This window comes from Pantoea wallisii, assembly GCF_002095485.1.
Taxonomy (GTDB): Bacteria; Pseudomonadota; Gammaproteobacteria; order Enterobacterales; family Enterobacteriaceae; genus Pantoea; species Pantoea wallisii.
In genome coordinates this window covers 1-15,219 of record NZ_MLFS01000039.1, presented here as the reverse complement: position 1 = coordinate 15,219, position 15,219 = coordinate 1, and the positions used below count along the sequence as shown (strand labels likewise).

General features: G+C 58.7%; 11 protein-coding genes and 1 pseudogene. 8 read left to right on the top strand and 4 right to left on the bottom strand.

Features of this window, described 5'->3' with window-relative positions:
- Positions 1–27: 27 nt before the first annotated feature.
- Positions 28–1,365, top strand: a complete 1,338-nt coding sequence (hglS, locus tag HA48_RS14080) for a 2-oxoadipate dioxygenase/decarboxylase HglS (RefSeq protein ID WP_128601875.1) — start codon at positions 28–30, stop codon at positions 1,363–1,365.
- A gap of 64 nt (positions 1,366–1,429) precedes the next feature.
- Here hglS and HA48_RS14075 read toward each other — a convergent pair whose 3' ends face one another.
- Positions 1,430–1,864, bottom strand: a complete 435-nt coding sequence (locus tag HA48_RS14075; RefSeq protein ID WP_128601874.1) for a DoxX family protein — start codon at positions 1,862–1,864, stop codon at positions 1,430–1,432.
- A 191-nt stretch (positions 1,865–2,055) separates the two neighbouring features.
- Between HA48_RS14075 and HA48_RS14070 the strand changes: the two genes are divergently transcribed.
- Positions 2,056–3,570: a carboxylesterase/lipase family protein gene (locus HA48_RS14070; RefSeq protein WP_128601873.1), complete on the top strand. Its 1,515-nt coding sequence runs from the start codon at positions 2,056–2,058 to the stop codon at positions 3,568–3,570.
- Between the two features lie 213 nt (positions 3,571–3,783).
- The gene (locus HA48_RS14065; protein ID WP_128601872.1) at positions 3,784–5,445 is read left to right on the top strand and encodes a methyl-accepting chemotaxis protein; all 1,662 of its coding nucleotides are present in this window, start codon (positions 3,784–3,786) and stop codon (positions 5,443–5,445) included.
- On the opposite strand, the gene HA48_RS14060 is transcribed toward HA48_RS14065, so the two are convergent.
- On the bottom strand, positions 5,403–6,284 hold the full coding sequence (locus tag HA48_RS14060) for a LysR substrate-binding domain-containing protein (RefSeq protein ID WP_128601871.1): 882 nt from the start codon (positions 6,282–6,284) through the stop codon (positions 5,403–5,405). The two genes, HA48_RS14065 and HA48_RS14060, sit on opposite strands and share 43 nt — an antisense overlap.
- Positions 6,285–6,409: 125 nt before the next feature.
- On the opposite strand from HA48_RS14060, the gene HA48_RS14055 reads away from it, so the two are divergent.
- Both HA48_RS14055 and HA48_RS14050 read left to right on the top strand, forming a co-directional pair.
- Positions 6,410–7,576, top strand: coding sequence for a methionine aminotransferase (locus tag HA48_RS14055; RefSeq protein WP_128601870.1), 1,167 nt, complete (start codon positions 6,410–6,412; stop codon positions 7,574–7,576).
- Between the two features lie 13 nt (positions 7,577–7,589).
- Complete coding sequence (locus HA48_RS14050) at positions 7,590–8,369, top strand: transporter substrate-binding domain-containing protein (protein ID WP_128601869.1); 780 nt, start codon at positions 7,590–7,592, stop codon at positions 8,367–8,369.
- A 67-nt stretch (positions 8,370–8,436) separates the two neighbouring features.
- Here the strand turns inward: HA48_RS14050 and pepT are convergent, their stop codons facing one another.
- Positions 8,437–9,666, bottom strand: a complete 1,230-nt coding sequence (gene pepT, locus HA48_RS14045) for a peptidase T (protein ID WP_128601868.1) — start codon at positions 9,664–9,666, stop codon at positions 8,437–8,439.
- 115 nt (positions 9,667–9,781) lie between these two features.
- Here pepT and HA48_RS14040 point away from each other — a divergent pair, with 115 nt between their 5' ends.
- On the top strand, positions 9,782–11,377 hold the full coding sequence (locus HA48_RS14040) for an ABC transporter substrate-binding protein (RefSeq protein ID WP_128601867.1): 1,596 nt from the start codon (positions 9,782–9,784) through the stop codon (positions 11,375–11,377).
- A 39-nt stretch (positions 11,378–11,416) separates the two neighbouring features.
- On the opposite strand, the pseudogene HA48_RS14035 reads toward HA48_RS14040, so the two are convergent.
- Positions 11,417–12,342 (bottom strand): annotated as a pseudogene (locus tag HA48_RS14035) (LysR family transcriptional regulator).
- Positions 12,343–12,490: 148 nt separating this feature from the next.
- Between HA48_RS14035 and HA48_RS14030 the strand changes: the two are divergent.
- Together HA48_RS14030 and HA48_RS14025 are read left to right on the top strand one after the other, a co-directional pair.
- A complete protein-coding gene (locus HA48_RS14030) occupies positions 12,491–13,912 on the top strand; it encodes a M20 family metallopeptidase (RefSeq protein ID WP_128601866.1) in 1,422 nt (473 codons plus the stop codon).
- Positions 13,909–15,183, top strand: a complete 1,275-nt coding sequence (locus HA48_RS14025; protein WP_128601865.1) for an MFS transporter — start codon at positions 13,909–13,911, stop codon at positions 15,181–15,183. The genes HA48_RS14030 and HA48_RS14025 overlap by 4 nt, the downstream gene beginning before the upstream one ends.
- Positions 15,184–15,219 lie beyond the last annotated feature (36 nt).

Here is a 15,219-nt window from a genome sequence, read left to right as displayed (position 1 = left end):
GCGACCCTTTAGTCCGAGGTGATATCCATGGATAACTTTCTCACCAGCGATGCCATCCGCACGCTGTTCTCTCAGGCAATGTCAAACATGTACCAGCAGGAGGTGCCGCAGTATGGCACGCTGACGCAGCTGGTTACCGCCGTTAACGATCGTACGCTGGAAGCGCACCCCGAACTGAAAAATCGTCTCGCCGCCGCTGATGAGCTCAGCCGGCTAAGCGTTGAGCGCCACGGCGCGATCCGCGTGGGCACCGCCGCCGAGCTCAGTACCCTGCGGCAAATGTTTGCCATCATGGGCATGGAGCCGGTCGGCTACTACGATCTCTCGCAGGCCGGCGTGCCGGTCCACTCCACCGCGTTCCGCCCGGTGACCGATCGTGCTTTACGGCGCAATCCTTTTCGCGTCTTTACCTCGCTGTTGCGGCTGGAGCTGATTGACGACGATGCGCTGCGCGCCAGGGCCGCCGACATTCTGGCGGCCCGTGATATCTTCACGCCAGGCTGTCGCGCCCTGATTGCGCAGCATCAACAGCAGGGCGGCCTGAACGCCACTGAGGCGGCGCGTTTCGTGCAGGAGGCGCTGGAGACCTTCCGCTGGCACGCGCACACCACGGTGGACAGCGCCACCTACCGCGCGCTGAGCCAGCAGCACCGGCTGATTGCGGATGTCGTCTGTTTCCGCGGTTGCCATATCAACCACTTAACTCCGCGTACGCTGGATATCGATCGTGTGCAGGCCCTCATGCCGTCACGCGGTATTGAGCCAAAAATGCTGATTGAAGGCCCGCCGCAGCGTGCGGTACCGATTTTGCTGCGTCAAACCAGCTTTAAAGCGCTGGAGGAGACGGTGCAGTTTAATGATGGCGCGCCGGGAACGCACACCGCGCGATTTGGTGAAATTGAACAGCGCGGCGCGGCGCTGACGCCGAAAGGCCGGGCGCTATATGACCGTCTGCTGGCTGAGGCGGGTAGCGGCAGTGACAATCAGCAGCATCAGCAACACCTGAGCGCGGTGTTTAGTGAGTTTCCGGATGATGAACAGGCGCTGCGCGAGCAGGAGCTGGCGTGGTTCCGCTATCGGCTGACGGAAAGCGGAGAGCAGCAGCCACCGCGCGCCGGTGAAAGCATTGCGCAGCTGTTGGCAGAAGGACGGTTACAGGCTGAGCCCATTGTGTATGAGGATTTTCTGCCGGTCAGCGCCGCCGGAATTTTCCAGTCAAATCTGGGAAGTGAAAGCCAGGCGCGCAGCGCAGGTAACGCCAGCCGGGCCGATTTTGAAGCCGCACTGGGCGCGCCCGTACAGGACGAAATGGCGCTGTATCAGCAAACCCAACAGCGTAGCCTGACGCGCTGCGGGATTGCCTGAAGAGAGAACCGGTCCGTAACGTGAAAGCACCTCGTTAGCGGACCGGCTATGTTTCTTATGAACACTATTGCAAGCGCGCATCACGCACCAGCGTGTACTTCCCGGCACCCAAAAACATAATGGCGAGTGCGCCCAGCAGGTAAAGCACTTCCGTTTCCAGCGACCATGCACCTACATCCGTGCGATGCCAGAGGGCGCCCATCTTTACCAACAGCGTAGCGACCAGCATGTTTATCGCCATCACAAACGCGGCAGGACGCGTCATTAACCCGACGATCACCATTGCGGGTGCCACAATTTCCCCGATGTAAGCACCGTAAGCGATGAAACCTGGCAGGCCTTTCGCAGCCAGCATGTGCGCGATCCAGCCAACGCCATGCACTACTTTGAATTCGCCATGAAACAGTAGCAGTCCGCCAAATGTCAGACGTAACAGCAGCTTACCTAAATCCGGGTGATCGCTCATCCGGTTGAACAGCTGATTGATGCCACTGACCATCGCGTCTCTCCATCGCGCCAGGTTAACTTGCAACCTTAAAACAAAGGGCATGCAGGGGGTTAACCAAAAAATTTGATGAAGTTGTTCAAGGAATTGGTCGCTTATTCGGCTTAATCTGCAAATGCTTTCAAAACATAGACATTCGCCTGAGGCCTGCAAATAATGGAACGATGCTTAACAGGGAACCCGAGATGAAAAACGAACGACGTCTGAGTATCACTACTGCCGAAGGTGAACTCAGAGGCCAGATGGATGAAGATATTTATGTTTTCAAAGGGATACCTTATGCCGCTGCCCCGACAGGTGAGCTGCGCTGGCGTCCGCCACAGCCGGTCGCGCCATGGCAATCGGTGCGGGATGCTACGCAATGGGGCGATGCCAGCTGGCAAAGCCGTGATTATTGCGTGGCCGCAGGCGGGGGCGATCCCGGCCGGTTTAGCGAAGATTGTCTCTATCTGAATATCTGGACGCCAGACACAGAACCCGCCACGCCGCTGCCGGTGATGGTGTGGCTGCACGGAGGCGGCTTTACCATTGGTGCCGGCAGCCTCGATCCTTATCGCGGCAAGGCGCTGGCCGCGCAGGGCGTCATTGTGGTGACGCTCAACTATCGCCTCGGGCACTTTGGCTTCTTCTCCCATCCGGCGCTGGATGCACAATATCCACCGGGTGCCGTGGTCAATAACTTCGCGCTGCTGGATCAGATTGCGGCGCTGCAGTGGATCCAGCGCAATATTCCGGCGTTTGGTGGCGATCGTCATAACATTACGCTGTTTGGCGAATCCTCCGGGGCGCGCAGCGTGCTGTCGCTGTGCTGCTCACCGCTGGCAGAAGGGCTGTTTCATAAAGGCATCGTGCAGAGCGCCTACAGCCTGCCCGATGTTCCGCAGCACAAGGCGCAAGCGATCGGTGTGCAGGTGGCAACACACTTTGGCCTGACGGAAAACGTCAGCGCTGAGCAGCTACGTGCGCTGCCCGCCGATCGGTTCTGGCCACTACAGCGCCCGCTGGCGCTGGGCCCGGTAGCGATCAGCGGCGATGCAGTGTTACCCAAACCGATGCTGGAGACCTTTATGGCCGGCAAACAGCATCGGGTACCGCTGATGGTTGGCAGCAATAGCGATGAAGCCAGCGTGCTTGACTATTTTGGCGTGGATGCTACTGCGGTGCTGGCGCAGATGCGCAGCAAAAGCCGCTTCAGCTATCGCCTGATCAAATGGCTTTACGATATTCATGACGATGCGCTGCTGGGCCGCGCGGTGGCGCGCGATATGGCCTTTACCGTCATGCCGCTGCTGGTTGCGCAATCCCAGCACAGTATCGGCATGCCGGCGTGGCGCTACTGGTTTGATTACGTCTCCGAAAACGCCCGCGATCTCTATCCACACGGCACCTGGCACGGCAACGAGATCCCTTATGTCTTTAACACGCTGGGCACGCTGCAGCCGGCAGAGCGTGCTTACACCGCCAATGACCGCGATTTTGCCGCACGCGTCAGCGCATTTTGGGTGGCATTTGCGCGCGATGCCAGCGCCTTCAGCTACCGGCTGCAGGGGGAGATCGACTGGCCGGTCTGGCGACCGGGCGAAGATCTCACGATGGCGTTCGGGAGTGAGGGTAAACCGCAGGCGGTGCTCAGGGCGCGCTTTATGCGCCGGCGGCTGCGGCTGTTCCGTCTGATGATGCGCAGCCACGTCAGGCTTTAATAGCCTGCTAATCATGAAACGGCGCAAACCCATTCTTAAGGCAAATTTGCGCCTATCCCGCTGATTTTGTGGAGACGCGCTGTGTCTGCCGTCATGGCTAATCAGCAATTTATTAGTTTACAAAACAGTTACATTTTCCCGATTCGCTGCCGATAAACGCATTATGCCTGATGTTTTCGGGCCTCCTTCGCGTTTCACTCCAGGGAATTATGTATGGGTATCTTAAAAAACTTCACGATTCGCGCAGTTATGTTGACCATTCTCGGCTTGTTCTGCCTGTTATGGTGTGGGGTCGGGCTGTTTAGCGTCCACTCGCTCAACGCACTGGGCGAAGGCAATGATATTGATCGTCAGCTGGTCAATCAGATGACGGTGTTGAGCAAAGGCAACGATCAATATTTCCGCGTTGTCACCAGGCTCTCCCGCGTAATGGATGGGCGTACGGCCGGTAACGCGCCGGCACCGGATGCCTTTGCGCCGGTGCAGCAGGCGCTCAGTAACATGCAAGAGCAGTTAACGCAGTTCAAAGCCATGGCGCCGGGCCCGATGGACCCGGATACGGTTAACAGCGTCATTGCCAGCTGGCAAAAGCTGCTGGATGAGGGCATCGCGCCACAGGTGGCGCTGGCGCAAACCGGCTCGCTGGATGCCTGGCGTGCACAGGCCAATAACGTCACGCCACCGCTGAGCCGCGCGTTCGGTGCCACGGCGGAAGCGTTTAACAAGGCGGCCGGCATCAAGCTGGATGAGACTCGCGTCACCGTCGATAAACTCACCTCCATCACCAAAGTGATCATCGTGGCTGCGGTGGTCATGGGTTTGCTGATTCTGCTGTTTACCGATCGCTATCTGGTGGCACTGCTGGTTAAACCGCTGGAGCGCATCCGCCATCACTTCTCTACTATTGCGCAGGGCGATCTCAGCCAGCCGGTAGCCGATATGGGCCGCAACTGCGTAGGCAAACTGGTGCCGCTTCTGAGCGCCATGCAGGACAGCCTGCGTGAAGCCGTCAGCGCTATCCGCAGCGGTACCGAGAATATCTATCGCGGCGCGGCAGAGATCTCTGCCGGTAATAATGATCTCTCGTCACGCACCGAGGAGCAGGCCGCTGCGCTGGAGCAGACGGCGGCCAGCATGGAGCAGCTAACGGCCACGGTAAAATTCAACGCGGAGAACGCGCGTCAGGCCAGCTCGCTGGCAGAGACCGCAACCGGTACTGCGCAGCAGGGTGGCCGGCTGGTTGGCGAGGTGGTCACCACCATGCAGGGCATCTCCGGCAGTTCGAAAAAGATTGCGGAGATCACCAACGTCATCAACAGCATCGCCTTCCAGACCAACATTCTGGCGTTGAATGCGGCCGTTGAAGCGGCGCGCGCCGGCGAACAGGGGCGCGGTTTTGCCGTGGTCGCGAGTGAGGTGCGTAATCTGGCGCAGCGCAGCGCCGGGGCAGCGAAAGAGATTGCCAGCCTGATTGAGGACTCCGTTGTGCGGGTGGAGAAGGGATCTGAGTTGGTGAGCAGTGCCGGCAGCACCATGCATGACATTCTGAAATCCGTGCAGGATGTGAATGAGATCATGAAACATATCGCCTCGGCCTCTGAAGAGCAGAGCAAAGGCATTTCTCAGGTCGGCACGGCGGTAACAGAAATGGACAGCGTCACCCAGCAGAACGCCTCACTGGTGGAGCAGGTCTCCGCTGCGGCCAGCGCGCTGGAGCGTCAGACGGAGGCGCTGCAGGCTTCCGTGGCGAAGTTCCGTCTCTCGGAGAGCGCTCCGGTTAGCCACACCGTGCCGGCTCAGCCGCTGCGCCGCCCGGTGCTGACGGGCGCGCCTCAGGCTAAACCGGCCAGCGCCGATGAGTGGGTTTCGTTCTGAGAGTGACACAACCACGCCACCAGTTCCGTCAGGAACGGTGGCGCATCTTGCTCTGCACACCGTAGCAAACTGTAGGCGGCCCCGGTGGCTACCGTGGCCGCAAACGGCGCAATTAACCGCTGATGCGCAATATCATTTCCCACCAGCGTGATATCCGCTATCGTCACGCCAAATCCCTGAATTGCTGCGCTGATCGCGAGATCCATGGTCGCGAAGTGCTGATTGCGCGCCATCGGCAGCGTGACGGCCTGACCCTCCAGCCATAGCTGCCAGTCACGCTTATCATTGGTCGGGTGCAGAAAGGTCAGCTTCGCCAGATCGTTGATGTGCTGGGGTACGGCGATGCTACTGGCCAGCACCGGCGTCAGTTGCTCGTCAAACAGACGAATGGCCCCGGCAGGCGGCGTACCAAATACTATTGCCGCATCATAATTCTCCAGTTGCGAGGCGTGATCGAGCGTGGTGGTCAGCGCCACGTGGATCTCCGGGCGCCGTTGCTCCAGCGCCACCAGGCGCGGCACCAGCCAGCGCATGGCGCAGGTGGGAGCCTTAAGGCGAATCGTGGTGTTGCGGCGGCTGGCTTTTTCTGTGGCGTGCACCAGCAGGTTATAGCCCTGCTGAAGCTCTGGCAGTAAAGCGGCACCCTGTGAGGTCAGGCGCAGACCGCGCGCATGGCGCTCAAACAGCGCAAACCCCAGCCAGCTCTCCAGCGTCGCGACTTTCCGGCTCACCGCACCTTGCGTGATGCAGAGCTCGCTGGCGGCATGCGTCAGATTGAGATGGCGGGCAGTCACCAGAAAAGCATGGATGGCGTTGAGCGGCAGAGCGGAGCGGGTCATAACGGCCTCAGCTATGAATTTTGATCATGGCTATTATGACAACAATTCGCTTGTTGACTCAAGCTGCACGCCGTTGAATAGATATCTATCTGGAATACGTGGTTATGCAACCGTGTGGAGCAATCATGACACTCAACAGCAGCGTTACTTTCACCTCAAAACAGCCTGACGTGGGTACAACAATTTTCAGCGTCATTGGTCAGCTGTCGGCACAGCATCATGCGGTCAATCTTTCGCAGGGCGCGCCCAATTTCCCGTGCGATCCGCAGCTGGTGGAGCTGGTGAGCAGCGCGATGCGCGACGGCCACAATCAGTATGCCGCCATGACTGGCTTACCGGCACTGCGCGAAGCCCTGGCAGAGAAGGTCCATGCGCTCTATGGCCAGCTGTATGACGCCGGCAGCGAAGTACTGATCACCGGCAGCGCCAGCCAGGGGATCTATATGGCGATTGCGGCGCTGGTGCATGCGGGTGATGAAGTGATCTTTTTTGAGCCGGCGTTTGACAGCTACGCGCCAGTAGTGCGTCTGCAGGGGGCAACGCCGGTGGGCCTCAAATTACAGGCGCCGGCCTTTACCATCGACTGGGATGCGCTACGGGCCGCCATCACGCCACGCACCCGGATGATTATCATCAATACGCCGCACAATCCGAGCGCGCAGGTGCTAACGCCTGCCGACCTGGAGCAGCTGGCGGCATTGACGCGTAACACCGACATTATTGTGCTGTCGGATGAGGTGTACGAACACATCCTGTTTGATGGCCGTCAGCACTGCGGCATGGCGACGCACCCGGCGCTGGCCGAACGCAGCGTCATCGTCTCTTCATTTGGTAAGACCTTCCACGTCACCGGCTGGCGCGTGGGCTATGCGCTGGCACCGGCAGCGCTGATGGCAGAGATCGTGAAAGTGCATCAGTTCATGATGTACGCGGCCGATACGCCGATGCAGGTCGGATTTGCCCGCTATCTGCAACAGCCGGAGAACTACCTGCAGCTGGCACCGTTCTACCAGCAGAAACGCGATCGCCTGCAGGCGCTGCTGCAGGATTCACCGTTCAAACTGCTGCCAAGCGCCGGCTCCTTCTTTATGCTGGCCAGCTACGGACATTTCAGTGACGAAAGCGACAGCGAAATGGTAAAACGTCTCATCGTCGATCACGGTGTGGCTACCATTCCGCTTTCGGCGTTTTATATGGATGGCACAGACAATAAATTAATTCGCCTTTCATTCGCTAAAGATGATGCAACGCTCCAGGCCGGCGCGGAAGCGCTATGCCGGGTTAAAGGGTAATTAGGGGAAAATAATGAAAAAACGTAATGCACTGTTTGTCGCGCTCGGCCTGCTCACGTCAGCACACGCACTGGCTCAGGAGACTTTACGCTACGGCCTGGAGTCGCAATATCCACCGTTTGAGAGCCGTAACGCGCAGGGCGAGCTGGAGGGTTTTGATATCGAGCTGGGCAAAGCGATCTGCCAGGTCGGTAAATTTGATTGCAAATGGGTCGAAAGCAGTTTTGATGCGCTGATTCCGGCGCTGCAGGCGAAGAAGTTTGATGCGATTAACTCGGCGATGAACATCACCGAAGCGCGAGCTAAAAATATCGATTTCACTAAACCGATCTACCGCATTCCCACCATGCTGATTGTGAAGCAGGGCGAGAAGCTGCTGCCAGACGCCGGTTCGCTGAAAGGGAAAAATATCGGCGTGCTGCAGGGATCCATTCAGGAGACCTATGCGAAGAAGCACTGGGAGGCGCAGGGCGTGACCGTGACCGCGTATCAGGATCAGAACCAGGTGTACAACGATATGGTGGCCGGACGCCTGGACGGTACGCTGGTGATGTCTGCGGCCGGTCAGTCTGGTTTCCTGGATAAGCCACAGGGCAAAGGGTTCGCCTTCGCCGGTAAGCCGGTTGAGGATGACACCATTCTTGGCTCCGGCATCGGTTTTGGTCTGCGTAAAGGCGATGCAAAGCTAAAAGGCGCGCTGGATGAGGCAATTGCAAAAGTGCAGAACGACGGCACCGTGACAAAGCTGGCAGCGAAGTTTTTCCCGGGCATTGATGTAACGGCCAGCAAGTAGGTTGCGTTATCCGGTCGCCACCAACGGCGACCGTCAGACGAAGGGGCGCACTGTTGCGCCCCGGTACCTATTTTTTCGCCGCCAGATAACACAGCGCTTCAGCCACCTCATAAGACTTCACAAACGACGGAATCGGCAGGAACTCAAAGCGGGAGTGGAAATTGTGCGCGCCGGTAAAGAAATTCGGTGTGAGCAGCCCCTTCGCCGAGAGCGCCGAACCATCCGTGCCGCCGCGCATAGGGATCACCTTTGGCTCAACGCCAACCTGCGCCAGCGCGGCAAAGATCAGATCGATCGCGCGACGATCTTCCCCCAGCGCATTGCTGATATTGCTGTAGATATCATTGATGGTGAGCGCCACATGGCCGGTGGGATACTGCGCGGCAATCGCGTCCGCGACCTCAATCAGCTGCTGTTTCTTCGCGTCAAACCCTTTCAGGTCAAAATCGCGGATAGAGGCTTTCAGCACCGCGCGGCTGGCGTTGGCCTGCATATCATTAAACCAGATATAGCCTTCGCGGCCTTCGGTATGCTCCGGCGTCGCCTGGCGATCAAAGCGCGCGATAAAGTCGTGCGCCATCAGCAGCGGATTCACCAGCACGCCTTTGCCGGACATCGGGTGTGCCGGCACGCCGGTAAAGGTGATCTCGGCGGAGGCACCATTGAAGCACTCATATACCACTTCGCCCAGCTCGCAGCAGTCGATGGTCCAGGCGAAGTCAACGTTAAACCGCGTCTCCAGATCCAGCGCCTTCGCGCCGCGCAGGCCAATCTCCTCATCCGGCACAAATGCCACGACCACATCACCGTGCTCGCCGTGCAGGTTTTCCAGCAGCGTCATCACTACGCTCACCGCGGCTTTGTTATCTGCACCCAGTACGCTGGTGCCGTCGCTGAACACAATCTCCTGACCAACATAGGGCAGGATCTCCGGATGTGCATCCACGCGCAACCAGATATCCCGCTCAGGGTTGAGGCACAAATCTTCACCGGTAAAGGTCAGGGTTTGCGGATGGATATCCGGGGAAAGGCCGACATCGACGGTATCGATATGAGTGATAAAGCCAACACGGGGCGCGCCGCTTACCGTGCCCGGCTTTACCGCCGTTACGGTGGCGTGCCGATCAATCACCACATCCTGCAGGCCGAGATCGCGCAGCTCCTGCGCCAGCAGTTCTGCCATGGCGTGTTGTGAAGGGGTACTGGGCAGCGTGGTGGATTTGACATCGCTCTGGCTGGAGACCGCCAGATAACGGTAGAAGCGCCGGGTCAGCTGACGGGCAAGTTGGTCTGTCATCACAATTCCTTATTAGCTTTACGCCACAGGTGATACGCCTGACGGCGAAATCATGTTATTTATGAAATAAATACCGATGCTGGCTTATGGAAGTCAATAAAAAGCGAGAAACATAATGAAAAAGATGATGGTCAAACTGGCGCTTAGCGCACTGGGGTTAGCGGTTGCAGGTGGGGTATCAGCGAAGACGCTGGTCTACTGTTCTGAAGGTTCGCCGGAGAACTTTAACCCGCAGCTCTACACATCGGGCACCAGCGTAGACGCCAGTGCCGTGCCGATTTTTAACCGGCTGGTGGATTTTAAACCGGGCACCACTGAGCTGGTGCCCAGCCTGGCAGAGCGCTGGGAGATCAGCCCGGACGGCACGGTATACACCTTCCATCTACGTAAGGGCGTGAAGTTTCAGAGCAACAAGGCGTTCAAACCTTCGCGTACCCTCAACGCGGATGATGTCATCTTCTCGTTTATGCGCCAGATGGACCCTAAAAATCCATACCACAACGTCTCCGGCGGTAACTACGCCAACTTTGAAAGTCTGGAGCTGGCGAAACTGATCAAGAGCATTGAAAAGGTGGACGACACCACGGTGCGTATCACGCTGACGCACGCGGAGGCGCCGTTCCTTGCCGATCTGGCCTGGTACTTCGCCTCGATTCATTCGGCCGAGTATGCCGACCAGATGCTGAAAGCCGGTACGCCAGAGAAAGTAGATATGCAGCCTATCGGTACCGGTCCGTTTGAGCTGGTGCAGTATCAGAAAGACTCCCGCATTCTCTACAAAGCGTTCCCGGATTACTGGGAGGGCAAAGCGAAGCTGGATCGTTTGGTATTCTCCATTACGCCGGATGCTTCGGTGCGCTTCGCCAAGCTGGAGAAGAACGAGTGCCAGGTGATGCCGTTCCCTAATCCGGCCGATCTGGAGAAGATGCGCAGCAACCCGAACCTGACGCTGGAGCAGAAGTCCGGTCTGAACACCGGTTTCCTGGCCTTTAACACGACCAAAGCACCACTGGATAACGTGAAAGTGCGTCAGGCGCTGGCGATGGCCATCAATAAGCAAGCGATCATCGACGCCATTTTTAAAGGCACCGGCACGGTCGCAAAAAACATTCTGCCGCCCGATGTGTGGAGCGCAGATAAAGATCTGAAGGATTACGCCTACGATCCGCAACAAGCCAAAGCGCTGCTGCAGGAGGCGGGCATTAAGCCCGGCACGGAGATCGCACTGTGGGCGATGCCGGTTCAGCGTCCCTATAACCCTAACGCACGGCGCATGGCAGAGATGATTCAGGCGGACTGGGCCAATGTCGGGATTAAAGCCAATATCGTCAGCTATGAGTGGGGCGAATACCTGAAGCGCGTGAAGGGCGGTGAACACCAGGCGGCACTGATGGGCTGGACCACGGCAACCGGCGATCCTGATAACTTCTTCGGCCCGCTCTACAGCTGCACCTCAGCCAATGGCGGCTCGAACTCCTCAAAGTGGTGCTACCAACCGTTTGAAAAGCTGATCACTACCGCCCGCGCGGAGCAGAATCATGACAAGCGCGTAGAGATGTACCGCGAGGCGCAGCAGATGATGCATGACCAGATGCCGGCCGTGATGATTGCCCACTCGACCATTTTCGAGCCGGTACGTAAAACGGTGAGTGGTTATCAGGTCGATCCCTTTGGTAAGCACATTTTCTATCAGGTAGATATTAAAGAGTAATCCCGCCGGCTGGCAGGCGGCCCGCTGCGCCGTCTGCCGTCAGGGCTTCCAGCGTTGGCGCAGCGGCTCCTCCAGTGCGTTCAGCTGCTGAACCAAAAATTGCGTAAACAGCTGCAGGGCAGCACTGCGCGGGCGCCCGGAAGGCACCTGCAGCTGCAACGTGCGTTGGCTCAACTGTTCAATCCCTGGCGAACGTAGCACCAGCCGTAAGTCTCCGCTTCCTGCAGCACGGTAAACGCGCTGCAGATGGTGACCGCCAGCGGGGTGCGCAGTAAGAAATTAAATAGCGTGGAGAAGGTGTCGCAGGTTAATACCGGCTCAATCAGGTTGCCGCTCATGTGGCTGGCCAGCTCAAACAGCTGCCGCACGGTAGTATTTTGCTGCGGCAGCGCCAGCGGGTAGTGACTGAGATCGGCCAGCGTAACCTGCGGCGCCTCCGCCAGCGGATGGTGCTGATGCATCACCAGCAGCACGGGCGCCGGCCACGATCCCATCACCTCCACGCCCGGTTCGGCATGCAGGCTGAACTGCAACGCCAAATCGCACTCACCACTGCGCAGCAGCTCCGCCACACTTTGTGAGCTGGCCACTTTGACGTCAAAGAGTACGCCCGGGTTTTCCACGCGGAAGGTGGCAATCAGATGCGGCAGCAGGGTAAACGCCAGGCCATCGGTACAGGCGATGCGAATCAGCGTGCGCCGCACCGCTTTTAAGCCTTTGATCTCCGCCAGCGCATACTCCATATCCAGCAGATTTTTACGCACGCGATGCGCAAAGATTTCACCGGCCTCGGTAAGCACCATGCCACGCGCGTGGCGCGTAAACAGGGGCACGCCAATCTGGTTCTCCAGCCGCTGTATCTGTCGGCTGATGGCAGATACCGCCACAAAGAGCTGTTCGCTGGCTGCGCTGAGCGATCCGCTGTTCGCCACTGCCAGAAAATAGCGTATCTCATTACTCAGCATGGTGATGCCTCACGGTGGTGCATGCCTCATCAACGGGCAGGCCAGCGTTGCTTTAAAGGCAAAGCATACTCGATAAATTGATAATTGTGGCAAAGCACGCTTTCCGCAAAGATGACAAAACGAAAAAACCAAAAACAGACAGGCAAACATGACAGCAGAACAGGCAGTAACCCAGGCGAGCGCCTGGTTTGATAGCGGGGCGTTTCAGCGGTTACTGGCGCGTCGCGTGGCGCAGCGCACCGAGAGTCAGCGTCAGGACCGCGCGGCTGAACTGCAGCACTATTTACAGCATGAGATAGGCCCGCAGCTGACGGCGCTGGGATTTACGCTGCATGAGATTGAGAATCCGCAAGCCGCACACTGCCCGTTCCTGGTCGCGGTGCGGATAGAGGATCCCGCGCTGCCCACGCTGCTGAGCTACGGCCATGGCGATGTGGTGTTTGGTGATGATGAGAACTGGCGCGCGGGGCTCTCGCCGTGGCAGCTGGTTGAAGAGGGCGATCGCTGGTATGCGCGCGGTAGTGCAGATAATAAAGGCCAGCACTGCGTTAACCTGGCCGCGCTGGAACAGGTGTTTCAGGCGCGCGGCGGGCGTCTGGGCTTTAACTGCAAACTGCTGTTTGAGATGGGCGAAGAGATCAGCTCACCGGGGCTGGCACAGCTGTGTCAGCAGCAGGCGGCGCTGCTTCAGGCCGATCTGTTTATTGCGTCGGATGGACCGCGGCTGAATGCGCTGCGCCCCACGCTGTTTCTTGGCTCACGCGGAGCCGTCAATTTTCGACTCAGCGTCAATGCCCGCGACAATGCCTATCACTCGGGTAACTGGGGCGGCTTGCTGAGTAATCCGGGGACGCAGCTGGCAAACGCCATCGCCTGTCTGGTTGATGCGCAAGGGGTGCTGCAGGTCGACGCGCTGAAACCAACCTCACTGACGCCGCCGGTACGGGCGATCCTTAGCGATATAGAGGTGGGCGGCATGCCGGGCGATCCGGCTATCGATCCCCTTTGGGGCGAGCCTGGTCTGACGCCTGCCGAACGGCTCTACGGCTGGAACACGCTTGAAGTGCTGGCCATGCTCTGCGGCAATCCGGCACGCCCGATGAATGCCATTCCGGGCGACGCCACGGCGGTGTGCCAGCTGCGTTTTGTGGTCGGTACCGACTGGGAGAATCTGGCACAGCACATTGGTGCGCACCTCGAACAGCATGGCTTCGGCTATGTGCAGGTGGAGTTTATGCGCGGCTCACCGGCCACGCGCCTCGATCCCACCGATCCGCTGGTCAGTTGGGTGCTGCACAGCATGGCGGAAATCAGCGGCAAGAAACCGGCGCTGCTGCCAAACCTGGGCGGCTCGCTGCCGAATGAGGTCTTCTCTGACATCCTCGGGTTACCGACGTTGTGGGTGCCACACTCCTATCCGGCCTGCGGGCAGCATGGGGTCAATGAGCATATGCTGAAATCCATCGCGCGTGAAGGGCTGCAGATCATGACGCGCCTGCTGTGGGATCTGGGCGAGCAGGGCACTGAGCTGGTGGCGCAGCATCGCGCCCATACCGGAGGTGCCGCATGAGCAGCATCAGCCACAGCGTCCCCCTCAGCCAGCCCAAACCCAACCTGCACAAAACGCTGTTCGCAACCTGCATTGGTAATGCGCTGGAGTGGTTCGACATCGCGGTTTACGGTTTTTTTGCCAGCTATATTGCGCACGCCTTTTTCCCCACCAGCGATGCTTCGGTCTCGCTGCTGCTGACGTTTGGCAGTTTTGGTGTTTCGTTTCTGATTCGTCCGCTGGGGGCGATTGTGCTGGGGAACTATGCCGATCGTCACGGGCGCAAAAAAGCGCTGCTGCTGTCGATTAACCTGATGATGCTGGGCGGTGCCGTCATTACCTTTATGCCAACCTATGCCAGCATTGGGCTGCTGGCGCCGCTGCTGATTTTGCTGGCGCGCCTGGTTCAGGGCTTCTCCGCCGGCGGCGAGTTTGGCAGCTCCACGGCGTTTCTGGTTGAGCACTTTCCGGAGCGCCGCGCCTTTATCGCCAGCTGGCAGTTTGCTACCCAGGGCGCAAGCACGCTGCTGGCGTCGGCGTTCGGCCTTGGGCTAACGCAAATCCTGACGGAGAGCCAGATTCAGGAGTGGGGCTGGCGCATTCCCTTCGCCTTTGGTCTGCTGATTGGCCCGCTGGGAATCTATATTCGCCGTCACGTGCATGAGCCCGCCAGCTTTGCCGCGATGGAGCCGGAGGCCGCGCCGCTCAAGCGTCTGTTTGGCCGGCAAAAAGAGCTGATGCTGCTGGCGATTGGGCTGATGGTGATCTCAACCGCCGTCAACTACATGCTGAACTATGTGCCGACCTACGCCACAAAAAATCTGCATCTGCCCGGTTCGGTTGCGTTTACCGCTACCTTGCTGGCGGGCGTTATTCTGACGGTGGTGACGCCGCTGATGGGGTTGTGGGCGGAACGCATTGGCCGGCTGCCGCTGATGTGGGGTTCGCTGGTGCTGCTGATTATCACCATCTATCCGGCCTTTGCGCTGGTGGTGAATCACACCACGCCAACCACCCTGATTATACTGGTGTGCTGGATGGCGCTGCTCAAGTCGGTCTATTTCTCTACCGTGCCGTCGGTGATGGCCGATCTGTTTCCGATTGGCACGCGAGCCAGCGGTATGGCGATCAGCTATAACGTCGCGGTGACGGTTTTTGGCGGCTTTGCGCCGTTGATCTGTACGTTGCTGATTACGGCAACCGGCACCAGCCTGGCGCCGGGCTACTATTTGATGGCCATGTCACTACTGAGCGGTTGCGCGCTGCTGCGCAGCCAGAAGCGGGTGAAATAAGCCTTACCGCTGCGGCGTGATGTTAAGATACATCAC

Bases quoted from the DNA above. Each gene is read 5' to 3' on its own strand.
- hglS (WP_128601875.1), top strand. From the start codon at position 28: ATGGATAACTTTCTCACCAGCGATGCCATCCGCACGCTGTTCTCTCAG.
- HA48_RS14075 (WP_128601874.1), bottom strand. From the start codon at position 1,864: ATGGTCAGTGGCATCAATCAGCTGTTCAACCGGATGAGCGATCACCCG.
- HA48_RS14070 (WP_128601873.1), top strand. From the start codon at position 2,056: ATGAAAAACGAACGACGTCTGAGTATCACTACTGCCGAAGGTGAACTC.
- HA48_RS14065 (WP_128601872.1), top strand. From the start codon at position 3,784: ATGGGTATCTTAAAAAACTTCACGATTCGCGCAGTTATGTTGACCATT.
- HA48_RS14060 (WP_128601871.1), bottom strand. From the start codon at position 6,284: ATGACCCGCTCCGCTCTGCCGCTCAACGCCATCCATGCTTTTCTGGTG.
- HA48_RS14055 (WP_128601870.1), top strand. From the start codon at position 6,410: ATGACACTCAACAGCAGCGTTACTTTCACCTCAAAACAGCCTGACGTG.
- HA48_RS14050 (WP_128601869.1), top strand. From the start codon at position 7,590: ATGAAAAAACGTAATGCACTGTTTGTCGCGCTCGGCCTGCTCACGTCA.
- pepT (WP_128601868.1), bottom strand. From the start codon at position 9,666: ATGACAGACCAACTTGCCCGTCAGCTGACCCGGCGCTTCTACCGTTAT.
- HA48_RS14040 (WP_128601867.1), top strand. From the start codon at position 9,782: ATGAAAAAGATGATGGTCAAACTGGCGCTTAGCGCACTGGGGTTAGCG.
- HA48_RS14030 (WP_128601866.1), top strand. From the start codon at position 12,491: ATGACAGCAGAACAGGCAGTAACCCAGGCGAGCGCCTGGTTTGATAGC.
- HA48_RS14025 (WP_128601865.1), top strand. From the start codon at position 13,909: ATGAGCAGCATCAGCCACAGCGTCCCCCTCAGCCAGCCCAAACCCAAC.